The organism is Ancrocorticia populi (genome assembly GCF_003123745.1).
In the GTDB taxonomy this organism is placed as follows: domain Bacteria; phylum Actinomycetota; class Actinomycetes; order Actinomycetales; family Actinomycetaceae; genus Ancrocorticia; species Ancrocorticia populi.
This window is the reverse complement of sequence record NZ_QETB01000001.1, coordinates 372,824-398,617: the sequence shown is the minus strand read 5'-3', so window position 1 is coordinate 398,617 and position 25,794 is coordinate 372,824. Positions and strand designations below refer to the sequence as shown.

Here is a 25,794-nt window from a genome sequence, read left to right as displayed (position 1 = left end):
AACACGGCACTTCATTTCGCACTCATCCAACAATTCATCTCGAGGAGAATCACAATGACTATTTCAGTATTAGGTCTCGGCGCTATGGGACTGCCCATGGCCACCAACCTCGCCACAAGCTTTTCCGTCCAAGCCTTCGATGTTTCAGCCGAACGCACTGCTGCAGCCGCCGAGGCCGGCCTGAGAACAGCCGCGAGCGCTCAGGAGTGTGCTTCAGAGGCAGACGTTGTTCTCATCGCCGTGCGAAACGAAGCACAGCTCCGGTCGCTCCTGTACGGCGAGTCGGGCATCGCGGGCGCTATGGGCGAAGGAACCCTCATTATCCTGACATCCACGGTTGGCATCGAAGCCGTCACGGCCGTTGGCGCCGAACTGGCGGAGCTGGACATCAGCCTCATCGATGCCCCTGTTTCAGGTGGCCCAGTCCGCGCGGGAAGTGGAGACCTTCTCGTTGTCGTGGGCGCTGAACCGAATGCCTACCGCAAGGCACTTCCGATTCTGGAGAAGATGTCCTCCACCCTGGTCAACGTGGGCGACGAGCCCGGCAAAGGCCAAGCCATGAAGACGGTCAACCAGTTGCTGTGCGGCGTACACATCGCCGCGGCCGGTGAAGCCCTAGCCCTCGCCGATTCTCTAGGCCTGAACCTCGAGCAGGCTCTAGAAGCACTGATGTCCGGTGCTGCGGCCTCCTTCATGCTGGGCGATCGCGGCCCGCGCATGATCCAGACGATGCAGGGGGACACGCCTGAGGTCAAGTCTCGGCTGGACATCTTCACGAAGGACATGAACATCGTGACGTCCGCCGCGAAGCACGCCTCCATCCCCACGCCGGTGGCGGCTGCGGCCGAGCAGGCGTACCTTCTGGGCGCCAACCACGAGCTGAATACCTCTGACGATTCCCAAATTGTCACGGTCTTCCAGCCTCATGCCCAGGATTAGGAGAAGAATCAGAAGCTGACGGCATACTCATCTCCTCGGTGGAGGTAGAGCACTTCACTTTGTTGTGTCTCCTCGGGTTTACAGCTCCGGCAGACCGCATCGGAGCCGTAAGAAGCTCGAAACCAATCGGCGGTCACCTCATCTGAGGTACAAGCGCGCCCGGTCCACCGGGATTGGGAGCGTGTAGAAGATTTGAGGGGCACCTACTGCGCCGCCGCCGTCTTCCTTAACCACAACGGAGTCCTCCCGCGCCTCCGCAATCCTCACGTTGAGGCGCGTTCCGTCTTCGCGGAGGAACTCATAGCGCTCGGCAAGGTAGCTGAGGCCGAGTTCGTCTAGCGCGCTCTCCACCTCGAACCAATCGGTGACGTCTGAGCGCGCGTATCCAAACCGGTCGATGGCCACGAAGCCATCACCGCGCTCCTCGATCCACCCGAGCAGTTCCCCGTCCTCACGCCGGTGATGCTCGAACCTCTCAGCACTCATGAAGCATAGGCTAACCGCTCAGCACTCATTCAGCGCGGTGAGAGCACCCCTCACACCCTCACAGCACCCCAAAGAAGAGTCACCCTCACGGTAGGCAGGGTGCGCTCACGCACTCGACTGGGCAACGCACCAACAAGGTGCCGCAAGTCATTATGAAATTACCGTGTACACCCGGTATTGTAGCTAGCTATGCGGGGTATACCCGGTAGCGTCTGGAAGTACTTCAACGAGTGAAGTAGATTCCTTCGTTGCTTTTTCCAACCGTCGCGTGAAGTGGGGGCCGCAAGGTGTTTGACTTTGGAAGAGCTAATGAGGCCCAGAAACGTGCCATCGCAGCGGTGGACGGGCCGGTGCTTATTACTGCTGGACCGGGAACAGGAAAAACCTTCACGTTGGTTCAGCGCGCCATCTACCTAATCGAAGAAGAAGACGTAAGACCCGAAGAAATCATGATCGCTACCTTCACCGAGAAGGCGGCGAAGGAACTCATCACTCGCATCACTAACGAGCTCGATGAACGTGGGATCACTGCCAATATCAACGATATGTATGTGGGGACTTTCCATTCGCTGTGCCTGCGCATACTCAAGGAAAACCTCGAATACACAAGGCTGAAGAACGGTTTTCGTATCCTTGACAGCTTCGATCAAAGCTACTTGATCTTCCAGAACTTCCACCGGTTCAGCAACCTTGAGAACAGCGAGCTCGTCTTTCCTAATGTAGGCATGTGGAAGAAGTCGCTCCAAATCTGCTCATGGGCTAACACGATCGCCGAAGAGATGGTGAGTGTTTCAAGTCTAGAGACGTCTCAAGACGCGGAAATGAGCGTTCTCGGCAAGATCTGCGGAACCTATCAAGATCTACTTGCCGAAGAAAATTTGCTTGATTTCTCCTCGATCCAAACCGAGGCATATCGGGTGTTGAGCGAAAATCCAGCAGTGCTGGGCAAATACGCTGAGGCACTTCGGTACATCATGATCGACGAGTATCAAGACACGAATTACATCCAGGAACAGCTCGTCTTCTTACTCGGTGAGAACCACCAAAATATCTGTGTGGTGGGAGACGATGACCAAGGTCTCTATCGTTTTCGTGGTGCAACAATCCGCAACATTCTCGAGTTCCCAAGCAAGTTCGAGGGCCGGTCCTGCCAAGTCATCCCGCTTGTGGACAACTACCGGTCAACGCAAGAGATCGTTATCTTCTACAACAACTGGATGGAGACGACGTCTGGAGCTCGCTTCAAGTTTGAGTGGAACGGTTATCGATATTCCAAAACTATCAAGGCCGCGGGCGGCGTAGAGCCAGAGACCCCAACTGTCATCAAAGTGTCCAGTCAAGACAATACCGACGAGTGGTATCGCGAGATACTCTCGTTCATTCGCTCCCTAGAGAAATCAGGCACACTCACCGATTACAACCAGTTGGCCTTCCTCTTCAACTCTGTTAAACACAGAAACGCCGTCGGATTAGCCAAGTATCTAGAACAGAACGGGATCAACGTCTACTCTCCACGTTCAGCTCTCTTCTTTGAGCGTGCGGAGATCAAGCTCGCGATTGGCATTCTGCTAATACTCTTCCCCAACTATGTGCAGTCCTTTGAGAAGGACGAGTTCGAATGGCTGAAGGATGATTACCGCGCATATCTGACCTCATGTCTTGCTGAGGCAACCGAGCACTTAAAGAGGCCGGAGAACCTGAAGTTTCTTAAATGGGTACAGCATTATGGGTCATCGCACTTCCAGCTGAAACAGCCAACCGATTACGCATACTCGGGGCTCTTCTATATGATGCTCCAGTTCGAGCCGTTCAGCGGGATACTCGAACGGCCGATGGACTCAGGTGTGGTGGATCTTCGCCCGAGCCGCAACCTAGCTCAGCTCAGCCACATCATAGGAAAATTCGAGTACCTCCATGGGATCAACCTTCTCTCCCCCACGCTCGTGCACGGGAAACGCCGCATAGATCAATCCACAGAGAAGTTCTTCAACCTATATCTGCGTTTGTTATACGAGGGCGGCATAGCCGAATACGAAGACGATTCAGAGTATGCGCCAAGTGGCTGCGTCTCGTTTCTGACAATCCACCAGTCCAAGGGAATGGAGTTCCCGGTTGTCATTGTTGATTCGTTGCACAGCGTGCCCCGAAAGCAGAGCAACTCACTGATCGACAAGGTGTCCGAACAATACTTCCACCGTTCCGCATTTGAGCCGAAAGACCAGATCAAGTTCTTTGACTTCTGGCGTCAGTATTACACCGCGTTCTCAAGGGCACAGAACCTTCTGGTCCTAACCTGCGATGAAAACTCCCGTACCCCCAGCAAGTACTTCAAAGAGGTATATCGAACCCTGCCCGATATCCATGGCGGTGAATTCGACCCAGCCAAGCTAACCCTAGAAAGCGTCAAGGACGTCAATATCAAGGAGGCGTTCTCCTTCACCTCCCATATCACGGTGTATGAGACGTGCTCGCTCCAATACAAGTTCTATCGAGACTTAGCATTCATGCCGATACGAGTCAACGCCATGCTCTTCGGCCGATTAGTCCACCAAACTATTGAGGACATCCACCGAGCCGCACTTCGCGGCGAACAACAACTCATCACTCCCAGCAACATCGCTCAGTGGTTCGAGATGAACTATGTATATCTCTCTAGAGCTGAGCACACCTATCTGGCTGAAGCGCAACGCAACACTGCACTCGCTCAAGTGAATCGGTACGTCTCAAACCAGCGCAGCAATTGGGACGCCATCAAGGAGGCCGAGGTCAACGTCAGCCTAGTAAAACGTGACTACATCATCGACGGCACCATCGATCTCATCCGTGGCAGTGATAACACAGTTGAGATCGTCGATTTCAAGACCTCCAAGAAGCCCGATATTCACAGCGAGAGCGAACTCCTTGAGCGATATCGCAGGCAACTCCACGTGTACGCGCACCTCGTAGAACAACGCACTGGCGAGAAGGTCTCGAAGATGCACCTCTACTACACGGGCGAAGAGGATGGCGTCCCGACCATCACGTTCCCTTATACCAAGACTTCCGTAGACGCGACCATTGACGTTTTCGACGACGTCGTCCACCGAATCCTCCACAAGCAATACAACACTCGCGCAAAGAAGCAGAAGACATGTGACGAGTGCGATTTCCATTTCTACTGCGGTATGGCCCGTAACTAACCCGGAAAGAATTATGCAGGAACAACAGTCATTCGAATTCGATGTCCGCCCACCTATTAAAGGCTACCCGCAGCTGCAATGGACCGGAAAACGCCCCTATCGTGGAACGGTCTATTACCCCGCTCAGCTTCGTGAGCGCTACGGCACTGAGACTGACGGCTGGATCAACAAGCTCTTCTGGGGCGACAACCTGCAGGTGATGAGCCACCTTCTGCACGAATACCGCGGCCAAGTTGACCTCATTTATATCGATCCACCTTTCGATTCCAAAGCGGACTATAAGAAGAAGATCAAGCTGAAGGACTCCACTGTTGCCAACGATTCTTCATCCTTCGAAGATAAGCAGTACGGCGACATTTGGACGAATGATCAGTATTTGCAGTTCATGTACGAGCGGCTAACCCTCTGCCGGGAGCTACTCTCAGACACGGGCAGCATCTATCTCCACTGTGACTGGCACAAGAGTCACCATCTGCGGATGCTCATGGATGAAGTTTTCGGACCAAAACTATTTCAAAACGAAATAGTATGGCAGTACTCTGGGTGGAATCGCAAAAACTCAAGCTATTTCAATCGCCGTCACGACACCATTCTCTTCTACACGAAGACAAATTCTCCATATTTTGAACCATTTAAACTCGCATGGTCGTCACCCGAGGAATATGCAAAAGCCCGAAAGCAAAAAGTTCTGATTGAGGAAGAATCAGGTCGCAAGTACGTACTCTCTGACGGCGGAGCTGGCAAGAGGGTGAAACGCTACCTCGACGAAGCCATAGCTGACGGGAGGCATATTGACGACGTTTGGACGATTGACAAGCTTAACAATTCAGATAAAGAAGGCTTGGCATATCCCACCCAGAAACCCGAGCGTCTACTGGAGCGGATAGTTTCGTCATCCTGTTCACCTGAGGGCATCGTCTTCGACTGCTTCATGGGTTCCGGGACAACGCAGGCTGTCGCGATGAAACTCGGGCGTCGGTTCATCGGTGCAGACATCAATTTGGGAGCAATCCAAACCACCACGAAAAGGCTCCTCTCAGTCGCGACCAGCCTCGGAGAACAACAGGAATCTCTGGATGTCGATGGTTCAGATCCCGATACCTTCTACACCGGCTTTGAGGTTTACAACGTCAACAACTATGACCTGTTCCGCAATCCCGTCCAAGCGCGGGACCTCCTCATGGAAGCGTTGGAGATTCAGCCCTATGAACAGAGCAATTTGTGGGACGGCACCCTTGATGGCCGCATGGTCAAGATCATGCCCGTCAATCGAATAGCCACCAAGGCCGACCTGAAAGTAATCACAGATAATCTACCGTATAAGACCTATGAGAAGCGCAAGGCCGATAATCCCTCTCAGCCAGTAGAACAGGTAACCCTCGTGTGCATGGGACACGAACCCGATCTTAAGGCATCCCTTGAATCTGAGTTGTCGGAGTACAAGGTTGACGTCGCCGTCGTCGATATCCTTAAAGACAAAAAGGAACTGGAGTTCAAACGAGAAGCCGAGGCGGAAGTAGTCCTCGAAGGTAATCGGCTCGTCATCCGTTCGTTCTACCCACTCAATCTCATGCAGAAGCTCTCCCTACAGCGCGAATACATTGAGGACTGGCGTCAGTTGGTTGAGTCAATAGTGATCGATTGGAACTATGACGGCGTTGTGATGGAACCTTCTGTTACCGATATACCGGACAAGAAGACCTTCGTGAAGGGCTACTACGAGGTACCCGATACTGCAGGAACCATCAAAGTGAAGATCACTGATCTGCTCTCGGAATCGCTGGAGGTCGAGGTTCAGGCATGAGGGTCAATCTCAACGAGGACTTCGCATTCTACGAGCAGTTAAAGCACTTCTACGCCCGCAACCAACGCAAGATCCGCTCACACTACAACGATCTGACCCGGAACTTCCTCGCATATAACGACGCCTCAGAAAATCCTGACGCGTTTCTTCGTGGTCCTCAGTTCGAAGCACTCGAGATCTACGTGTTCATCAAGGAATTCATGAACAACGCTCAGGTTGCGGATATGTTTGATTCTTGGCGTAATCGTGAGGACGAATTCTCGGAGGCCTCCTACTACGCAGTCAATGATCAGGCCACATTGTTTGATGACCCGACCGAGTTCCGAACGGACAAACTGTTCAAGCAAATGGAGAGGTACCGGGAGTCTTATCCGAACTATATCTACGCACTCACCATGGGCTTGGGAAAAACCATCCTCATGGCCACGTGCATCTTCTATGAGTTCCTCCTTGCAAGAAAGTACCCGAAAGACAAGCGGTTCTGCCACAATGCGTTGGTGTTCGCCCCTGATAAGACGGTGCTGGAATCGCTACGCGAGATCGTCACCTTCGATAAGACTAAGGTGGTCCCGCCTGAGTACGCCGCGGTGCTGGATCAAAACATCAAGATACACTTCCTCGATGATTCCGGGACAACTCTGCACGTGCTCGACGATTCAGACTTCAACATCGTCATTTCAAACACTCAGAAGATCGTCGTCAAGAAGAAGCGCAAAGAAGACACTCCCGGGGAGAAGCTCTTTAGCGGAAGCTCTATTCTTGCGGATATCTATGGCGATATGAGTGACGACGTTGCCGATGAAGCCGCGCTCATAGAGAACCAGCGCTTCCAGAAGCTGGGTCGGCTCTCGCAACTCGGAGTTTATGTTGATGAAGCCCACCATCTCTTCGGGGCTAACCTCGAAAAACAGCTGAGGTCTAAGAGTGCGGCAAGAACCAGCCTCAGGGACACTATCAACCTTCTGGCCGAGAATACCTCCATCGTCGCCTGTTATAACTACACCGGCACTCCGTACGTGAACAAGCAGCCACTCCCGGAGGTGGTTTACGCCTATGGACTGAGCGAGTCCATACAGAAGGGCTATCTGAAAGAGGCTTTCCTCCAAGCATTTGAAAATGTAAAGAGCGAAGAGTTTCTGAGAGCGATTGTCCAGGACTTCTGGGGCAAATATGGCGGAGAGACCTACGAGGGACTCACCCCGAAACTCGCGATCTTCGCTTCGACAATTGCAGAAGCACAGGACGAAGTTCGTCCTGCAGTGGAACGAATCCTTGCCGATTTGGATGTTGATGCGTCAAAGGTGCTAGTAAACGTTGGCGATCAAAAGCTGACAAAGGATGAAGACATCCGCAACTTCAACAATCTCGACGTTGCGGGGAGTGTAGGTAACGAAAAGCAATTCCTTATCCTTGTGGGCAAGGGGCGAGAAGGGTGGAACTGCCGTTCCCTCTTCGGCGTGGCCATGTATCGCAGTCCAAAGTCCAAGATATTCATCCTTCAAGCCACGATGCGGTGCCTGCGCCAGATCACCGAAGAACAGCAAACAGCTAGCGTGTATCTATCCAAGCCGAACTTTGACATTCTCGATGATGAGTTAGAGAAGAACTTCAACATGGATGTGGATGGGCTGACAAACGACAAAAAGTCCCAGACCGTTTCGCGCGAAGTTCGCGTGGTTCCACCTCCCCGAACGATCAAGCTCAAAAAGATCTCGCGCTCTTACGAGCTAATCGAGAACGGTTACCAAGCTCCGATCAACTTCGGGCTTGGGGATCTCGATATGGACAAGTACGCCGCTGTTCTTTACGAAAAGAGCAGGCTGACGAGCAATACTGCAGTCAAGACAAGAAACGCTGACGAATACCGGGAACAAGTTACCTACAGCTTGTTCTCGCTATGCGGCGAAGTTGCACGCTATCTGAACATCTCGCCGGTACTTGTTGATCGAATCGTCCGCGAGTCCGTGGACGGGCCTGTGGCCGTAATGGAGTACATCAATCGGTACAATGAAATTCTTGACGATGTAATCATTCCCCGTATCTTTCATGAGCTCTACGAAGTGAGGTCTGAGCTCCGCACGGAGGACACCTCAATGACTCTCCTGCGGGAACCGAAGGATCGTGGGTATTACATCTTCCATACAAAACCAGATCTAATTCTTGACAACAAAGATAAGGGTCTCAAGCCCGATCAAGTTGCGAAGAGCTTCCACGCCGATACCTACTGTTTCGACTCGAAGCCTGAACGTGAACTTTTCTGGCAGTACATCGAGGATAGCAAAGTCCAAGAGATTTACTTCACGGGCATGTTCACTTCGAATCAAGGCGACCTTTCAATCCAGTACTATGACGCAGATTCACAGCGAATACGTCATTATTACCCTGACTTCGTAGCCCGCATGAGCGACGGAGTTTTGCGCCTCATTGAGGTGAAGGGAGACAACAAGATTGACGATGCTCTGGTGAAAGCAAAAGCCGCCGCGGCTGAGGAACTCGCGAGCGCCAGCGGTGTCGAATACATCATGTACCCATCCTCAGAAATCATGAAGTCAAACGTGCTGCACGAAACTCATAGTTCCCAGATGCAACTCGACACCTGACAATGATCTGCTAGATGTCTCGCCCCGGAAACCTGCAGAGGTGATCCGGTCAGCTGAGTCAAGATCAGGGTTCGAAGTTCGCTGTCGTATTGAAGCTAGTAGCTTACTGTTACTGAACAGCGACGAGGCTCAGTGCAATTCAGTACATCTCTCAGTGTCAGTGCAACTCACTGCACCGCACTGAGAGTACGTGTGCGAAAAGTGTGAATAATCCGCCCCATCAGTCCTTCATCCTAGATCTACGTTAGCCTTACTCGACCCGCCGCAAATAGGCGATCGAATCGCGCCGCTCGATACGTGCCCAGAACTCTTCAGAAGTCATCTGATCTTGCGGGTGAATATCAGCATCCTTTGCTCGCTCTCGCACCGTGGAAAGCACGTCTTCTGGGGGTTCGCGCTTTGAATGATCTATGGAGTCCCATAGCACGGAGATCATCTCCATCTTCTCAGCGTCACCTAGGTGTTGCGCCGCATTCAAAAGTCCCGAGTCCGCCATGTCACTACTCTGGGGCAGCATCGGTGCTTCCAATAGATTACAGCAACATTAGCTTGAGCCGAGGTTGGCACGAGGAGGGTCCCATTTCACCCTTGGGGAACTCCATAGAAGAGTCACGCTCACGGTAGGAGGGGCACGCCCAAGGCGAGAGGACCGCCCACGCGATCTGATACCACGTTCAAATCGAGCCTTGTGTCAAGCTTACTTGACTTGTAAAGTGAGCTTGACACGCCCGACATGAACAGATGTAGTAGGACCGACGCATGAACCCGGAAACTAGCACAAACCACGGTGATCAACCGGCTCAGCCCTACCGATTCGGGCACGCCCGCTTTGGGAGCAAGAGGCATTCCGCACTCACGTTCGCCGCGCTACCAGGCATTGCCGTCGCGGTGCTCGCCGGCGTACTCGTGGCCCTTACCGGCAGCTTCGAGATGGCTTCCGTCTGGGTGTTCGCGATCTACACCGTCTGCCTTGCACCGGGATGTGTGGCGCTGGTGTGGATCGTCGTCGTCGATAGAAATAGTATCCCGGGCGCGATCCGAACGCCGGAATACAGCGTTGAAACCACGTGGCTGGACAAGGCCTCCCAGACAACTTGCCTGATCACTTTCCCTGCCGTAGGGATCGGAGCCGCGCTCACCTCTAACGTCCCCGAAGTCTCTCTCACCCTTATCGCGGTGTGTGGGCTGATGGTGCTCACGTTCGTGGCGGCCTACCTGTGGGAGAAGCGGCGCTCATGAGGAACCGGCTATCGGAGCTGCGTGCGGTCAACGGCTGGTCCCAGCAGAGGCTCGCCGATGAGCTCGGAGTCAGCCGCCAGACGGTCATATCGATCGAAAAGGGCCGATTCGATCCCTCACTCCCACTTGCCTTCCGAATCGCCGCAACGTTCAGTTGCGCGATCGAAGATGTGTTCCTCCCCGAGCTAGGCACGGAATAGGCCGCGCCCTCCCCCTTGCGACCTCTCTTTCATTCAGGAAGAAGCGCTTTGAGCCGAGCCGCAAACTTGGGTGTACCTGCGTTCGCCATTGCATTGGCCAGCTCAATGGGCGACATCGGCGGACTCAACTTACGATTTGCAGTGCGCGTAATCGACTCTATGACAGACCGACGCCTATGACTAAGTCGACCGCGAAGAAACTCATCCGAAGACATCACTTGCACTCCAGCCTCTCCAATGGCCGGTGCCGCAAAATCTCTATGATTCCGAGTTAGGAGTACATCTACATCTCCATAGACGCACGCAGCTGCATGAAGGCGATCATCCGGGTCCGGTGAGAGATTTGGGGTCGCTCGACCGCGATAGAGTATCGGATCGATTCGATACTCATTGAAATGCGCACGAACAGCGTCGGATACGGAGCGGGCTGATTCGACAGACCTGAGACCCTCTCGAACGATTACCTTCTCCCACTCTTCAAGCACCTCGTCGGTCCAGACCCAACTGAAGATGAAGTCTTCCGACAGAGTGAGTAACGCATCCATAATCGTGAATGGGAAAAGCTCACTGGTGTCAATGAAAATCCGTTGTAACCGAGCCACAGCATCAAGCGCCAAGCGCCGCCCGGATGGCATCGCCACCGGTTCGGCGCCGCTCTCGCTCGGTGGCCACGTCTACTACGTCTTGAACCCGGATACGCCGGTGTCGGCTTTCAGGTAGCCTCCGAAACGGGAGGACCTCATCCTCACAAAGACGATCTACATATTGGCGCGTGACGCCAAGTAACTCGGCTGCCTGAGAAGGTGTCACTTCATCTTCGACGCGCAGTATAACCACCCGCGAGCCGCCGGCCACGTCATTCAGCATCGACCGCAGAGCAGCCTCAACCGGCGAACCTCCATCCAGCCTGCTAGCGAGGCGCTCAGCATCGGAACGAACATCGGGATCACGAGGGTCGATAGTTGATGCATGCAACTGTGTTGTCATGCATCAACTCTAACTTATCTGCAATAACGACAACTAGAGGTAAGTAACACCGAACCGTAGGATCCTACCCGCGCCAGGTACCCGTAGCCGCGTAATACATGCCGTCCGGCCCTAGCTTCTGCGTGCCGACGTCCGCGTAACCAGCAGCAGCCAAGCGATCTTCCAGTTCCTTCGGAGTGGGCAGCCGCGAGGCACCCTCAGTCATGGCACCCCACAGGTCCAGTGCCACCGATCCCGAGCCGCTGTCTCGCACCACGGTGGTAACAAGCAGCTTGCCGCCCGGGGCAAGATACGTTCCCAGATGACGCAGAACCGCGGACTGTTCCTCGACTGGGAAGTAGTAGATGTTTTGATGCAACGTCACAAGATCGGCCGTGCCATCGCCCTCGCGGTCTAGGACGTCACGCACCTCGATCTCCACCCGATCACTAAGCCCCCATTCGGCCATATTCGTGCGTGCCTGCGCGGCGGCCGACTCCTGTAGCTCGATCCCCTGAGCCGTTAAGCGCGGGTTTATCTCCGCGGCTGTCTTGATATGGGCGCCGGATCCGCAGCCCACTTCCACCAACCGGAAAGCACCCTCTGCCGGCACCACCTCCCCGATGGCGCTGGCCAGCCACGGCTCACCAGCCCGCGAGGTCCGCGCCACGGTATCCGGGTCCGCATCGGCCAGCGTGAACCATTCCCCACGCTTCAGCCGCTCGGGAGTCTCCATAACCAGCCGATGGTTCAAGTTGGTGAATTCCTCGAAGAACGCCGCGATCGGATCGTTCTCAGGCTTGAGCAGCGTCTTTACTCGGCGCCCCCGAAGCGAGTACCGGCCACGCGCTAGGCGAAGCTCGCCGATCTGGACACCAACCCCAAGCCAGGATTCGAGTCCCTCGATCATCGGCATGTCATACCCGAAGTGTTGTGCCACTTGCTTCGACGTGGCCGAACCCTGATTGAGATATTGAAGGATCCCGGACTGCAGCCCTGCACTGATGAAGTCAACTCGAAGATATCCCGGCAACCACCTAGCCATAATGCCCAGCGGCTTCACCCATCCGCGACGGAGAACTGTTTTCAGGATTGACGCCATGGCCCAACTATAGCCCGACCCACCGAAACTAGGTCCAAATTCCCATTTACCCCGTATGTAACTTTCTTATACTTGCGGTGGACTTGACTAATCAATTGTTTGACCCAACCCCAACCGGAGGCAACCCCATGAAGATCCGCAAAGCAACGTCCCTTGGCACCGCGCTCCTCGTCGCAGCGTTGGGGTTGGCGGGCTGTTCGTCGTCGGAAGAAGAAACGTCCACACCGGCACCCACCACGAACGAACTCACCGAAGTACTTGCCTCCCACGGCCTAGAGGATCTGGACGCTGCGGAAATCGTGGACGCGTTGGATCAGGCCCCGGTGGCTGAGCGGCCGGAGGATCTCCTTGCCTCGGTACGCCCGAGCGAAGTCGTGTTCACCACCGCGTCGGGCGAAGAGACCCCGATGGCGCTGCCAGAGGATCAGTTCTACCTCTCCTTCGCCCCCTATGTTGATCAGACCCACGATTGTTACTTCCACAGCCTCACCACCTGCATGGGCGAGCTGAGCAACGAGGAGTTTGACGTTCAGATCGTGGATGCGGACACCGGCGAGACGATCGTGGACGAGACCCTTTCCAGCTTCGATAACGGCTTTGTTGGCGTTTGGCTCCCGAAGGGAATCGAAGCTGAGTTGAACGTTGAGCACGAGGGCAAGTCCGGTTCCGTGGATATTTCGACGATTGAGGACGACGACGCCACCTGCCTCACAACCCTCCAGCTCTCATAGTTCCCAGCTCCGAAGCGGCTACGCGATTAGGCTAGGAGCATGACTTCAGCGCAGACGCTCCGGCTCATCTGGCCACAATGGCAGGGCGCTGGCTCCGAGAACTATCCCTTACCCTTCAACGAGCTGCCCTCTGATCAGGCACGGCTCGGCTACGCCGTTGGAACTAAAGTCATTGAGGCGACGCTCCCACCTCACTCCGGGCCAACCGAAACGGTTCCAGTGCCGATGAACATTCCGGACGATGAAGGGTCCGGCGGAATCGAGAATCGCGAGATCTTGCTTGAGCAGCTTCAAGCCGCCAACGCGCTGCTCAAGCGCCACGACCCCGAGCGGATCTTTACCGTGGGCGGAGATTGCTCCGTCAGCGTCGCGCCCTTCTCGTGGTTGGCAGGCCGGTACGGCAGCGATCTCGCGATGGTCTGGATCGATTCACACCCGGACGTGGGAACGCCTGAAAGTGATTACCCTGGCTACCACGCAATGGCAGTTTCGGCTCTCTTGGGCAAGGTAGATGCCGCCTTCACAGACGCACTACCGGCGCTGCTGGACCCAAGCAAGATTGCGCTTGCGGGCCTTCATTCTTGGACCGCAGACGACTTCCCGAACATCGCCTCATGGGGACTTTCCTCTTTCTCTCCAGAGGACCTTCGCGATACCTCCGATATTCTGTTGAATTGGTTGGCCGGCACCGGCGCATCGAAGGTAGCCATTCACTTTGACGTGGACACGGTGGATGCCAATCAGGTCCAACTCGGGCTTGGTTTTGATGAGGGAGGGCTCTTGGCGGAGCAGGCCCGCCGGGTGATTGACGATATTGCTGCGGCTTACGATGTGGTTGGGCTGACAGTTGCCGAATTCATCCCCCGCAATGTCATGTTCCTTCAGAACCTGCTGGGCAGCGCCCCTCTGACGAACTAAGTGGAGCCACCTATCGGACTCGAACCGATGACCTGCTGTTTACAAGACAGCTGCTCTACCAACTGAGCTAAGGTGGCGCAGACACTGCGAACTCGCAGCGCCCTATATCTTGCCAGAATCGCCCCTGTAGGGCCAACTTGGCAAGTTGCGAGAAAGCTTACTCGGCAGCCGCCTCCGCCGCGTACTTGGTCAGCTTGCCTTCGGTCCAATCAGCCAACTGGCGATCATTGATGATCACGCCAGGGGTGCCGGTTTGGCCGTTGGCGGTCCACTGCTCGTAGGCGCTTTCGATCGTGGCGTCGTAAGTACCATCGTTGATAGCGGTTTCAAGATCAGCCACGGTTGCATCCGGCACGCCCACTTCCTCTGCCACCTCAAGGATGTCATCGATGGTCGGGAGGGTCTGGTCAGAATTCTCATCCAAGAAGAGAGGATTAGTCTTCTCCTCGAACAAAGTGTTGTGGAAATCTAGGAAGTACTCTGGGGCATTCTCAGCCATGAAGAAATCGGCCGCTGCTCCCTGTGTGGAGAAGTCCTCTCCCATGATGGCAACGGGCATGTACACCAAGGTGATCTCCCCATCTTTGGCCATCTGGGCGAGATCCTCCGAGTACTCATTCTCGAGGCGGTTACACCATGAGCACAAGAAATCGAAGTAAATGTCTACCTCCGGAGCACCCTCGTTAACAGTTCCAGCCTCAAGGCTGGAACCCACGGTGATACCACCCTGATCAGTCACGTTCTCCGGTGTGCTCTCCGCCGTGAAAACTGAATCCGCACGCGTGAAATCAGCCCAGTCTTCTGAAGATTCCGTGCCTTCACCGGTCGAGTTATCCGAGGAACCCGAACGCACGATGAGCACAACTGCCAGCGCAATCACGGCCACAAGAGCTATGGCGCCAACGATCGCAAGAATCTTGTTCCGCTTCGCGCGCTTTTCTTCTTGTTCCTGCAGCTTCCGCGCTGCCTCGCGCGCCTGCTCGCGGCGCTCTTGCTTGGTGAGGTTCTGCCCAGACGTGCCGGGAGTGTTTCGAGATGCCATAGCTGAATTCTAAACTAGTTCCTTGAGAAGTACTGAAGACCGAAAACTTCGGCTCAATCACCTTACCGTGTAAGACGCTGCACTGACGATGGACTACGCCACGTCATAGAAGAATGGGCTGGACATCGGGTACCAATCGGGCGCACCACTCCCGTTCGCCACAACAACTGCTATGAACACCAGGGCAAGCCACACGACCACCCAGAGCGCCCGATAACCGCCAGACGGCGCAACGGCCTTCACAATCCTTCGAGCACCTTCCCGGCCAAGACGATTGGTTGCCATAAACCACGAGGTGCAGATAGCGATCGCAGCACCGATACCAACGTTGAGCCGGGGATCGAGTATATCCACCATCGATAACAGCCAGATCGCGAGTATGCCGAACAAAGCTCCTAGGAAGAAGCCGAAGAGCTGCGAGAACAGTGCCTTAAAACAGAACCACGGCATGCGGAGAGCCACCCAGCCGCCCTCGCCAGAGAACCGCCCACCCTTCTCTAAGCGCCGGCGATTCAAGCTCTCGAAACTCACGCCTACCACGGCCGCCACGATGCTAAGCCCACAGAAAATGAGGAGAAACACCACGGGCAACGCGGTAGAAAACAGCGTGAGTGCAACGCCGATAAGGCAAACAATGAGCCGCGCGCGCTCGGGTGGCCGCATCCAAGCCGGGACCTCGGGAGGATATTGCTGAGACCCGGGCTGTCCATAATAGGGCTGCGGTTGCTGCTGATACGGCTGAGGTTGTACTTGCTGGTAAGGCTCTTGATACGGCTGCGATACAGGTTGCTGGAAGACCTGAGTTCGGGCGCCATCGCTGGCCTCGGGAATCGCCCGATCGGACAGCACCTCAGTGGCGCCCGCAGGCCGAGCGTCAGCGCCACCGGCCACAACCTCTGTAGCCCCAGCAGGTTGGCTAGCACCGGTCTGTTCCGCGGCGGTCTGCTGCCCATCAATCACCTCTGTGGCGCCTGCCGGTTGGCCGGGCATCACTGCGCCAGGAACGACTGCGGGAGAGGACTCGTCGTCGGAAACGTCGCCCTCGGCAATCTCAGTACCCTCAACTAGCTGATCAAACGTAATACGGGAAGCGAGATCGGGCGAAAGGGCTCTCTCGAACGTGCGGCGTAACCCGGGAGAGAGCCCCGGCAGGTTCATCTCCCCCTTCAGTACGCGGTTCGTGATGGCGATGGTGCCGTCGGAGCCAAATGGCGGGTAACCGGTGGCGGCGTATGCCAGAACAGCGGCGAGCGACCACCAATCTGCACTCTCGGACGGTTCGGCCCCTCGCAAAACCTGAGGATCGGTGTAGCCCGGGGACTGCGCGATCGAACCCTGTTGGGTGATCCGCGGATCATCGCCAAGCTGGGCGATCCCGAAATCGATCAGAACCGGCTTGCCGCGCTTCATCATCACGTTGGACGGCTTGATATCCCGGTGCAAAACGCCGGCGCCGTGAATCGACGTCACAGCGTTGCGGAGGTTCTGAGCCAGGGTAGTCAGATCGCCTTCGGTGTAGATGCCGCCGGTAGCAACATCGTCCTCGAGGGTAGGGCCATCGATGAGTTGGGTAACGATGAAGGCATCCTCATCGTCCGTCTCAATATCCAGCACCTCGGCCACGTACGGGCCCTTAACCTTGCGGAGCATGCGGAACTCGCGGCGCATGCGCTCGCGCCCATTGTTTGAATCGGCAACGTGCGGATGGAGGAGTTTGAGGGCAACACGATGCCCCTCGGCGTCGCTTGCCTCGTATACCGTAGACATGCCGCCGTACCCGATCCTGCGGACAATTTCATAGCCGCCAATCTCTGCGCGTCGCTCACTCACCCTTCAACCGTACCGTGAGCCTCCCACCTTGGCTCGTGGGTGTGGCGCGAATATCGCATTAGAGCCCAAGGTGCGCACAGCCAAAGCTGGCGGGATAACTGGTATTGGGATGACGGGAACGGCCAGAGAGTTGACACAATCCCGGGCTCAGGCAGCGTGATATCCGACACTAAGTTGGCACTTTACTTCAGGACGTGACAAAATAATCTCGGTTCATTAAAAATGATGGACCGTGTCAGAGCGGACACACCGTACTCGGCACCTTTCACTCGGATCGTCCGGCACGTACCTGCCGGTGAAGGGACCATGAATCATGGCTACCGTAACGTTTGAACAAGCAACCCGTGTTTACCCGGGTTCAGATACCCCAGCTGTTGATGATTTCTCATTGGAAATCAAAGATGGTGAATTCCTCGTACTCGTTGGCCCGTCCGGCTGCGGAAAGTCCACATCGCTGCGTATGCTCGCCGGTCTTGAGGAAGTGAATTCCGGACGCATCTTCATCGGCGATCGGGATGTCACCGACGTTTCGCCGAAGGATCGCGACATCGCGATGGTGTTCCAGAACTACGCTCTGTACCCCCACATGACCGTGGCGGACAACATGGGCTTCGCCCTCAAGATCGCTGGCGAACCCAAGGATGAGATCCGCCGCCGCGTTGAAGAGGCCGCCAAGATCCTAGATCTGGAGCCCTACCTAGACCGCAAGCCCAAGGCTCTCTCCGGTGGTCAGCGTCAGCGCGTTGCCATGGGCCGCGCTATTGTTCGTGAGCCGCAGGTGTTCCTTATGGACGAGCCGCTCTCCAACCTCGATGCCAAGCTCCGTGTTCAGACCCGCACCCAGATCGCCTCTCTGCAGCGCCGCCTCGGCATCACCACCGTGTACGTGACGCACGATCAGACCGAGGCTCTGACCATGGGCGATCGCATCGCAGTTCTCAAGGACGGCCTCCTGCAGCAGGTTGGCACCCCTGACGAAATGTACAAGTCCCCGGCCAACTCCTTCGTTGCCGGCTTCATCGGCTCCCCGGCCATGAACCTCGGCAAGTGGAAGGTATCGGGCAACACCGCTACCTTCGGTGAAGCAAAGCTGGTTCTCCCCGATGACGTTGCCAAGCAGATCACTGCTGAGGACAACGGCCAGATCATGGTGGGCTTCCGCCCCGAGGCCCTCGAGTGGGCATCGGCCGCAGGCGCCTCCAACATTCCACTCAAGGTGGACTTCGTGGAGCACCTCGGATCTGACGCCTACGTGTACGGCCGCGTTGACGGCTCCGATGAGGAAACCGAGACCTTCGGTTCCGGCGATGGCGCATCCGATTGCACCGTCCGCATCGAGCCCCACGTTGTGCCGCAGCCGGGCGATGTCATCAACCTGACCCCTGACAACGGAACTGTTCACTACTTCTCCGCCGCCACCGGCGAGCGCCTGAACAGCTAGTCAGACCTAACGATGGGTGGCGGGAGGAGGAATCCTCTCGCCACCTTTTTCGTGTTTCCACGGCCCTCATAGACACCGCTAGAATGTACGAGGCCACAGGGCGTGCGCCCAAGGGATGGTTGGAAGGGTGCGTTGGAGCCATTCGCCGTGGCCCCTCAATCCCAAACCGTGCTCACTCCCTAAGCTGGCCCTAAAGAAGTCCGCGTACTGAAAAGAAAGGCGCCACATGAATCCGTCTCTCCAAATCATGGCAGCACAGGTGGATCCTGGCCTATTCGATCTGCCGTGGGATACGCCGATTGCGGAGTGGCCAGAGGACATCATTGCCGCGCTTCCCCGCGGCATATCCCGCCATACGGTGCGTTTCGTGTATCTGGGTGAACGCATCATCGCGGTTAAGGAAATCGGCGAGCGTGTGGCGTACAGGGAATACGAGATGCTGCGCGACCTCGGGCGTCACGACGCCCCGGCCGTTGAGCCAGTTGCGGTAGTGACGGGACGCAGCACGGCGGATGGCGAACCGCTGAGTGATGCGTTGGTGACCGAACATCTGGTCTTCTCACTCCCCTACCGCGCGATCTTCGGCCAGCATCAGCGTCAGGACTCCGTGCGGCGGCTCATCGATGCACTCTCGGTGCTGATGGTGCGCCTACACCTGCTCGGCTTCTACTGGGGCGATGTTTCGCTATCCAACACTCTTTTCCGCCGGGATGCCGGCGAATTCGCGGCCTATCTTGTGGACGCGGAGACCGGCGAACTCTATCCGAGCCTGACAACTGGCAAGCGAGAATACGATATCGATGTGGCGCGCACGAACATCATTGGCGAGCTCATGGACCTTCAGGCCGGGGAAATTCTCCAGATGGATGTGGATGCCATTGAAGTTGGCGATACCTTCGTTCAGCGGTACAACGAACTCTGGGCAGACCTGACGCAAACCACCACATATTCTGCCAACGAGACGTGGAAGATCGCCGAGCGCATACGCCGCCTCAACGATCTAGGCTTTGAGGTAGGTGAACTCTCGATGTCTCGGGATAAGGGCGGCACTCAGGTTTCGATCCAGCCCAAGGTGGTGGATGCGGGCCACTTCTCCCGCAAGATCATGCGGCTTACAGGCATGGACGTTGAGGAGAATCAGGCGCGGCGCATGATGAACGATATCGAACAGTATCGCGCCACGCACTTCAAATCCAGCACGCCTCAGTCCATCGCCGCGCACGAGTGGATGACCCACGTGTACCAGCCCGCGATCAACGCGATTCCCCGCGAGCTTCGAGGGAAGCTAGAGCCAGCTGAGATCTTCCATCAGCTTCTGGAGCACCGCTGGTACATGGCCGAAAACGCGGGCTACGACATTCCGAGTGATCAGGTGATTGCGTCCTTCATCGAAAACGTCCTGCGCAATAAGCCCGATGAGCAGTCTTTCATCGGAAAAGCCGCGGAGGAAGTTCTGGGCCCAGACACTTCCGATATGTCCGGAATGGCGGGCTACTTTGTATAGTTTTTAGGACGACGACGAAGGGCCCCAGTTCATTCAGAATGAACTGGGGCCCTTACTCATCTAGCAATAGATCAGGCAGTAATTTCCTCAATCACAAGTTCGGCCAGCTGAATGGCGTTCAGAGCGGCGCCCTTGCGGAGGTTATCGCCCACCACAAACATGGCGAGGCCGCGACCATCGTCAACGGACTGGTCTTGGCGGATGCGGCCCACGAAAGAGGGGTCCTTGCCGGCTGCTGCCAGCGGAGTGGGGACATCCGTCACTTCAACGCCAGGGGCCGACCCAAGGAGAGCTGTGGCTTCCTCGGGAGTGACCGGGGTGGAAAACTCAGCGTTAACCGCTAAGCCGTGTGCCGTGAAGACGGGAACGCGCACGCAGGTCCCAGACACTTTGAGATCGGGGACGTTCAGGATACGGCGGGATTCGTTGCGGAGCTTCTGCTCCTCATCGGTTTCGTCCGAGCCATCGTCCACAATCTTGCCGGCTAGGGCCACAACATCGAAGGCAATTGGGGCCACGTACACGCTTGGATCGGGAAGCTCAACGGCCTCTCCATCCGTAGCGAGCGCCGTGAGGTCTTGAGTGACTCCGGCTCGAATCTGGCCGTCCAGCTCTTTGACACCAGCCAGTCCTGAGCCGGACACGGCTTGGTACGAGGAAACAATGAGGCGAGTCAGGCCGTACTTCTTGTGGAGCGGGCCCAGCACCGGCATCGCGGCCATCGTGGTGCAATTCGGGTTGGCAATAATACCCTTCGGGCGGTTCGGGATATCGCCCGGATTAACCTCAGAAACCACGAGGGGAACGTCGGGGTCCTTGCGCCACGCCGAAGAGTTATCTACTACCACAGCGCCGGCGGCTGCGAACTTCGGTGCATACTCGCGCGAGGCCGTTGCACCAGCAGAGAAGACGGCAACATCAACACCGGAGAAGTCTGCCGTAGCAACGTCTTCCACCGTGATGTCCTGCCCGCGGAACGGGAGTACCGTGCCCGCCGAGCGGGCTGAGGAAAAGAAGCGCACCCTATCTGCAGGGACGTCTCGCTCTTCCAAAAGGGTGCGCATAACGCGGCCAACCTGACCGGTAGCGCCTACAACTGCGAGGGTAATACTCATCGTCCTGTACCTCCGTAGACGATTGCATCGGATTCCTGATCGAGTCCGAAAGCGGTATGGACTGCGCGGGCGGCGGATTCCAGCACGTCCGGCGCAACAACAACGGAGATTCGAATCTCCGATGTGGAAATCATGTCAATGTTGGCCCCTAGTTCAGCCAACGCCGTGAAGAGTTTGGCGGAAACGCCCGAATGCGAACGCATACCCGCACCCACGATCGAAAGGATACCAATCTCCTCAGTCACCTGAATTTCTTTGATACCCAGATCCGAACGGTCTGCCCGCAGCTTCTCCACAACGGTATCAAGCTGGACCCGCGGAACAGTGAAGGAGATATTTGACTGGCCTGGCGTTGATAGCGCGGTGTTCTGGACAATCATGTCGATGTTTCCATCAGCGCGGCCTACAGCTGCGAAGATTTTTGAGGCCGCTCCCGGTACGTCCGGCACCCCAACAATCGAAATCTTGCTCTGCGACCGGTCGTGAGCAACACCCGTGATAACCGGGGCTTCCATGGCTTTTTGCTGGCTGAGATTTTCGCTCACGATCCAAGTACCTTCCTTGTTTGAGAATGAAGAGCGCACATGAAGTGGGACATTGAACTTTCGAGCAAACTCAACTGCCCGTAGATGCAATACTTTAGCGCCGTGTGCCGCAAGTTCAAGAGTCTCTTCATACGTCATGAGGGCCACGTGGCCCGCTGCCGGGACTACTCGCGGATCAGCCGAGAATACGCCGTCCACGTCGGTATAGATTTCGCAGGAATCCGCGTGGAGAGCCGCCGCGAATGCAACGGCCGTTGTGTCGGATCCGCCGCGCCCGAGCGTTGTCACGTCGTTTTGCGAGTTCACTCCCTGGAACCCGGCCACGATGGCCACCGCTCCGTCCTTGATTGTCCGAAGAATACGCTCAGGGATAATTCCGAGGATGGATGCCTGCCCATACTTATCGTCCGTGAGCAGACCGGCCTGCTGGCCCGTGTAGGCGTGGGCTTCGATTCCCTCTTCCGTCACCGCCATCGCGAGCAGAGCCATGGAGATGCGCTCACCCGCGGTGAGCAGGATGTCCATCTCGCGCGAAGGCGGCTTCGTTGTTACCTCTTCGGCAAGGTCAATCAGTTCATCCGTAGTGTCACCCATAGCTGAAACGACGACGACGACGTCGTTACCCATTCGCTTCGTCTCGGCGATCCGCTTAGCCACGCGCTTGATGCTCGCGGCGTCTGCTACAGATGATCCACCAAATTTCTGGACGACGAGTGCCATAGGTTGCTCCTTTTAATCGACTCGCCTATCGTAACCGCCGCAATTGCTCACGCTTTGGGACGTATCGCAGCGTGGACATGAGACAGCAGGCCTAATTTGCGGCTGTCGCAGTATGAACGCGTTGCCGTCCCTCGAACGCCCTCGAGAGTGTGATTTCGTCCGCATACTCCAGGTCGCCACCCACGGGCAGGCCGGAAGCCAATCGGGAGACAGAGACACCGATCGGAATGAGGAGACGGATAAGATAGGCGGCAGTTGCCTCCCCCTCAATGTTCGGATCGGTTGCCAGAATAACTTCGGTGACCTTGCCATCCTGCAAACGGGTCAGGAGCTCGCGGATACGCAGATCGTCCGGGCCAACTCCCTGAATCGGGTTAATTGAACCGCCCAATACGTGGTAGCGGCCGCGGTATTCGCGGGTACGCTCGATCGCCACGATATCTTTAGCCTCCTCCACCACGCAGATCACAGAATCGAGGCGGCGGGCATCGCTACAGATCGAGCACACGTTGGATTCCGTCACGTTTCCGCAGATCTCACAGAAGTGAACCCGTTGCTTCACATGTTGGATCGCACCCACGAGGGCATCAACCTCTGACGAATCTTGCTCGAGCAGATGGAAGGCAATTCGCTGGGCGCCCTTGGGGCCGATGCCGGGGAGCCTACCCAGTTCGTCAATGAGTTCTTGAACGGCTCCATCGTAAACGCCCGCCATTAACTACTCTCCATTTCTGGTCTGTTCATCGATCACTGTTCCCTTGAACGTGCTCAGAACAACCTCAATTCCCACCACGTTGGATTGTGCGATCGTTGGATCGTCCGGGGAGACTCCCTCATCGTACGGATCTTCATCATATTCTGGAGGCGGGGGCGGTTCAGCGGGGCTCTGTGCGCTGCCGCCGTGCATCCTTCTAATCCGATCACCGATCGAAGGCGTTGCCTTCTCCTCAGCGCTGGGCTGAGGCCGAGATCGCTGAGGAATCGAGAAGCTGGGAGTTGCCGGCGTCTCCGGGCCAATATCCTCGGGCCTTCGCGGCGTAGGCATCTGTTGAGCATAGAACGGTACCTCGTCAGATTCGGCCGAGGTAACGGATGCTGGTCCGTCCAGAGCCGGCTCAGCCACTGGCGGTTCATCCAGAGGCGGTTCGTCCAGATACGGTTCGTCCAGCGGAGGCTCATCCTGCGGGAACGGAGGCTCATCGCCCGATGGCACATTCGGGGAAACTGCTTGAAGGACTGGCCCATCGAGCAGCGGTGCAAGTACACCTGCCGGATCCAAGTCCGCTGCAGGGGCTTGTTCTGGTTCCGGAGCGGGATCCGGCACGGATGAAAGCCTTCGCGGGAGCGCCGGTTCCTGCGCTTGGACAGGATCGGGCGCCGAATCAGGTGAGGGTCCGGAATCTCGGGATGTTCCGGGCTCGTCGTATGTATCAGGCGTTGGTACCGGCTTGTGCGACGGTACTGGGTCCGGTGCCTGATTGCTGGGGCTGGCCGCCGGAACGGCCTGCGCTTTTGGGCCTTTCCCATCGCCCCCTACCGAGGCTTCCACCGTGGCGTCCACGCCCAAGACCTCATGAAGGGCGGCCTGAACCCGCGGCCCATGCCCGCGGTTGTTAAAGGTTGTTGCAAGACCCTGGGTCTGGAAGAGCAGGGTGAGCACGCCGTTCTCAAGGCCTCCCACCTGTGCATTCGTCTGGATGAGGGCGGCGGTGGACTTCGACGTTGCCTGTACGTCAGCAACTATTTCCTTCCAGCGCTGCCTGATCATGCTGACGTCCCCGGAGCTTGGCTCGGGTGCAGCTGGTGGCTCTGACGCGGTGGGCGTGGGCACCTTAGGTGTCGCCGGCTTCTCAGCTTCAGCCGCGGCCTCACCCCGGGTTTGCGTCAAATCTCTGTCGGGCGTCTTCTCTCCACCGGAAGCGGGCGAAACAGGGGCGGCCCACTGCGCGTTGATCTGACGGCCGGGCACACTCGGGTTGTTTGGCTGCTTGGGTGCCGGTGCGTCCGGGCGCGTGGCAGAGGACGGCCTAGCCGGGCGTTCTGTAGCCCTAGAGGGTTTGGGCCTCTGGGGCCCGTCTCCACTTGCCCCACCTGCCGCAGTGGCTGTACGGGGCTGACTAGAATCGGCCTGCGCGGTGGGCGGCAGAAGCAGGCGCGCACAGAGGAGTTCCAACTGGAGCCTCGGGGAGGTAGCCCCGGCCATCTGAGTGAGCGCGTCGTTCACCAGATCGGCGCTGTGAGAAGCTCGGGCCGCTCCCAGATTGTTGGCTTGCTGAACCATCCGCTCGTACTGATCGTCGGGTACGGAAACCAGCACATCATGCGCGGATTCCCCAGCAAGAGAAATCACAACGATGTCCCGCAATCTCTGGAGGAGATCCTCCACGAACCGGCGTGGATCGTGACCGGACTGAATCACGCGGTCCACCACCGCGAAGAGCGTGGCACCATCGCGCGCGGCGAGGGCACCGATTGAGTCATCAAGCAAGGAGCCATCAGTGAATCCAAGCAGTGCAATCGCAGATTCGTACGTGAGGCTATTGGCTTCCGAACCGCCAATGAGCTGATCCAGCACGGAGAGCGAGTCACGTACGGACCCACCACCGGCGCGGACCACGAGCGGCAGAACGCCAGCGCCCGCATCTACGCCTTCCTCGGCACAGATTTGCCCGAGGTAACCTTCCAGTTCGTCCGGAGGAACGAGCCGGAACGGGTAGTGATGGGTACGGGACCGAATGGTGCCGATAACCTTTTCGGGCTCCGTGGTGGCAAAGATGAACTTAATATGGTCCGGAGGTTCCTCCACCAATTTGAGGAGCGCATTAAAACCCTGATTCGAGACCATGTGGGCCTCGTCAATGATGAAGATCTTGTAGCGGTCACGCGCAGGCGCGAACGATGCCCGCTCAATGAGATCGCGAGCATCATCCACTCCACCATGGCTGGCGGCGTCCATCTCCACCACATCGAGTGAACCCGAGCCCTCAGCCGCAAGCTCGCGGCACGATTCACATACCCCACATGGGGTATCCGTAGGAGCCTCCACACAGTTCAGACAGCGCGCAAGAATGCGAGCAGATGTTGTCTTTCCACACCCACGCGGACCTGAAAAGAGATAGGCGTGAGCAGTTTTTCCAGCCCGCAGGGCAGCCATCAGGGGCTTAGTGACTTGCTCTTGGCCAATCACATCTTGAAACTTCTGGGGCCGGTAACGCCGATACAGTGCCATACTCACAGGCACAGTCTACGTGCCAAGTCCACCGAGTGCGTTCGGCTGTGCACAGCCCCTTACCCTCTTGTCCACGCTTTCCCAGAGATTGCGTCAAAACTGCGGATCTTAGGTCTTTCGGTGGAACGACGTCTCCTAACGTAAACCCCACCTCGGCAAGCGGGTGCGGACGGGAGAAATCCGTCGTCGTCCCAAGAAATCGTG

The 25,794-nt window shown here is 56.7% G+C and carries 21 protein-coding genes and 1 tRNA gene; 10 read left to right on the top strand and 12 right to left on the bottom strand.

Going from position 1 to position 25,794, the window contains the following annotated elements; genetic code table 11:
• Positions 1-54: 54 nt before the first annotated feature.
• Entirely contained in the window at positions 55-939 is an 885-nt protein-coding gene (locus DD236_RS01855) for an NAD(P)-dependent oxidoreductase (protein ID WP_109092670.1), read from the top strand.
• Positions 940-1,077: 138 nt separating this feature from the next.
• On the opposite strand, the gene DD236_RS01850 is transcribed toward DD236_RS01855, so the two are convergent.
• The gene (locus DD236_RS01850; protein ID WP_109092669.1) at positions 1,078-1,425 is read right to left on the bottom strand and encodes a hypothetical protein; all 348 of its coding nucleotides are present in this window, start codon (positions 1,423-1,425) and stop codon (positions 1,078-1,080) included.
• Between the two features lie 287 nt (positions 1,426-1,712).
• Between DD236_RS01850 and DD236_RS01845 the strand changes: the two genes are divergently transcribed.
• Genes DD236_RS01845 through DD236_RS01835 form a run of 3 tightly spaced genes read left to right on the top strand, consistent with a single transcriptional unit; the run spans position 1,713 to position 9,008 of the window.
• Entirely contained in the window at positions 1,713-4,604 is a 2,892-nt protein-coding gene (locus DD236_RS01845; RefSeq protein ID WP_109092668.1) for an ATP-dependent helicase, read from the top strand.
• On the top strand, positions 4,558-6,408 hold the full coding sequence (locus DD236_RS01840; protein WP_243409871.1) for a site-specific DNA-methyltransferase: 1,851 nt from the start codon (positions 4,558-4,560) through the stop codon (positions 6,406-6,408). Before DD236_RS01845 ends, DD236_RS01840 begins: the two co-directional genes overlap by 47 nt.
• Positions 6,405-9,008, top strand: coding sequence for a DEAD/DEAH box helicase (locus tag DD236_RS01835; RefSeq protein ID WP_109092666.1), 2,604 nt, complete (start codon positions 6,405-6,407; stop codon positions 9,006-9,008). Before DD236_RS01840 ends, DD236_RS01835 begins: the two co-directional genes overlap by 4 nt.
• Positions 9,009-9,258: 250 nt before the next feature.
• Here DD236_RS01835 and DD236_RS01830 read toward each other — a convergent pair whose 3' ends face one another.
• Complete coding sequence (locus tag DD236_RS01830) at positions 9,259-9,504, bottom strand: hypothetical protein (protein ID WP_133246035.1); 246 nt, start codon at positions 9,502-9,504, stop codon at positions 9,259-9,261.
• A gap of 263 nt (positions 9,505-9,767) precedes the next feature.
• On the opposite strand from DD236_RS01830, the gene DD236_RS01825 reads away from it, so the two are divergent.
• Positions 9,768-10,247, top strand: a complete 480-nt coding sequence (locus tag DD236_RS01825; RefSeq protein WP_109092664.1) for a hypothetical protein — start codon at positions 9,768-9,770, stop codon at positions 10,245-10,247.
• A complete protein-coding gene (locus tag DD236_RS01820) occupies positions 10,244-10,447 on the top strand; it encodes a helix-turn-helix transcriptional regulator (RefSeq protein ID WP_109092663.1) in 204 nt (67 codons plus the stop codon). The genes DD236_RS01825 and DD236_RS01820 overlap by 4 nt, the downstream gene beginning before the upstream one ends.
• Before the next feature lie 29 nt (positions 10,448-10,476).
• On the opposite strand, the gene DD236_RS12415 is transcribed toward DD236_RS01820, so the two are convergent.
• The 3 genes from DD236_RS12415 to DD236_RS01805 form a co-directional block, all read right to left on the bottom strand.
• On the bottom strand, positions 10,477-11,082 hold the full coding sequence (locus DD236_RS12415; protein WP_109092662.1) for a PIN domain-containing protein: 606 nt from the start codon (positions 11,080-11,082) through the stop codon (positions 10,477-10,479).
• A complete protein-coding gene (locus DD236_RS01810; protein WP_109092661.1) occupies positions 11,054-11,434 on the bottom strand; it encodes a helix-turn-helix domain-containing protein in 381 nt (126 codons plus the stop codon). The genes DD236_RS12415 and DD236_RS01810 overlap by 29 nt, the downstream gene beginning before the upstream one ends.
• Before the next feature lie 64 nt (positions 11,435-11,498).
• A complete protein-coding gene (locus DD236_RS01805) occupies positions 11,499-12,515 on the bottom strand; it encodes an SAM-dependent methyltransferase (RefSeq protein WP_109092660.1) in 1,017 nt (338 codons plus the stop codon).
• Positions 12,516-12,643: 128 nt separating this feature from the next.
• Here DD236_RS01805 and DD236_RS01800 point away from each other — a divergent pair, with 128 nt between their 5' ends.
• The gene (locus tag DD236_RS01800; protein WP_109092659.1) at positions 12,644-13,246 is read left to right on the top strand and encodes a CueP family metal-binding protein; all 603 of its coding nucleotides are present in this window, start codon (positions 12,644-12,646) and stop codon (positions 13,244-13,246) included.
• 39 nt (positions 13,247-13,285) lie between these two features.
• Positions 13,286-14,164: an arginase family protein gene (locus DD236_RS01795; RefSeq protein WP_109092658.1), complete on the top strand. Its 879-nt coding sequence runs from the start codon at positions 13,286-13,288 to the stop codon at positions 14,162-14,164.
• Between the two features lies 1 nt (position 14,165).
• Here the strand turns inward: DD236_RS01795 and DD236_RS01790 are convergent.
• From DD236_RS01790 to DD236_RS01780, 3 genes are all read right to left on the bottom strand, one after another.
• Positions 14,166-14,241, bottom strand: a tRNA-Thr gene (locus DD236_RS01790).
• An 80-nt stretch (positions 14,242-14,321) separates the two neighbouring features.
• On the bottom strand, positions 14,322-15,206 hold the full coding sequence (locus DD236_RS01785; RefSeq protein WP_109092657.1) for a DsbA family protein: 885 nt from the start codon (positions 15,204-15,206) through the stop codon (positions 14,322-14,324).
• Positions 15,207-15,299: 93 nt separating this feature from the next.
• Positions 15,300-17,036, bottom strand: a complete 1,737-nt coding sequence (locus DD236_RS01780) for a serine/threonine protein kinase (protein WP_109092656.1) — start codon at positions 17,034-17,036, stop codon at positions 15,300-15,302.
• Positions 17,037-17,349: 313 nt separating this feature from the next.
• Between DD236_RS01780 and DD236_RS01775 the strand changes: the two genes are divergently transcribed.
• Complete coding sequence (locus tag DD236_RS01775; protein ID WP_109092655.1) at positions 17,350-18,477, top strand: ABC transporter ATP-binding protein; 1,128 nt, start codon at positions 17,350-17,352, stop codon at positions 18,475-18,477.
• 226 nt (positions 18,478-18,703) lie between these two features.
• A complete protein-coding gene (locus tag DD236_RS01770; protein ID WP_109092654.1) occupies positions 18,704-19,981 on the top strand; it encodes a DUF4032 domain-containing protein in 1,278 nt (425 codons plus the stop codon).
• Between the two features lie 71 nt (positions 19,982-20,052).
• Here the strand turns inward: DD236_RS01770 and DD236_RS01765 are convergent, their stop codons facing one another.
• The 4 genes from DD236_RS01765 to DD236_RS01750 form a co-directional block, all read right to left on the bottom strand.
• Positions 20,053-21,096, bottom strand: a complete 1,044-nt coding sequence (locus tag DD236_RS01765) for an aspartate-semialdehyde dehydrogenase (protein ID WP_109092653.1) — start codon at positions 21,094-21,096, stop codon at positions 20,053-20,055.
• Positions 21,093-22,361, bottom strand: a complete 1,269-nt coding sequence (locus DD236_RS01760) for an aspartate kinase (RefSeq protein WP_109092652.1) — start codon at positions 22,359-22,361, stop codon at positions 21,093-21,095. The genes DD236_RS01765 and DD236_RS01760 overlap by 4 nt, the downstream gene beginning before the upstream one ends.
• A 91-nt stretch (positions 22,362-22,452) precedes the next feature.
• Positions 22,453-23,076, bottom strand: coding sequence for a recombination mediator RecR (gene recR / locus DD236_RS01755; RefSeq protein WP_109092651.1), 624 nt, complete (start codon positions 23,074-23,076; stop codon positions 22,453-22,455).
• A gap of 3 nt (positions 23,077-23,079) precedes the next feature.
• Positions 23,080-25,590, bottom strand: a complete 2,511-nt coding sequence (locus DD236_RS01750; protein ID WP_243409937.1) for a DNA polymerase III subunit gamma and tau — start codon at positions 25,588-25,590, stop codon at positions 23,080-23,082.
• Between the last annotated feature and the right edge of the window lie 204 nt (positions 25,591-25,794).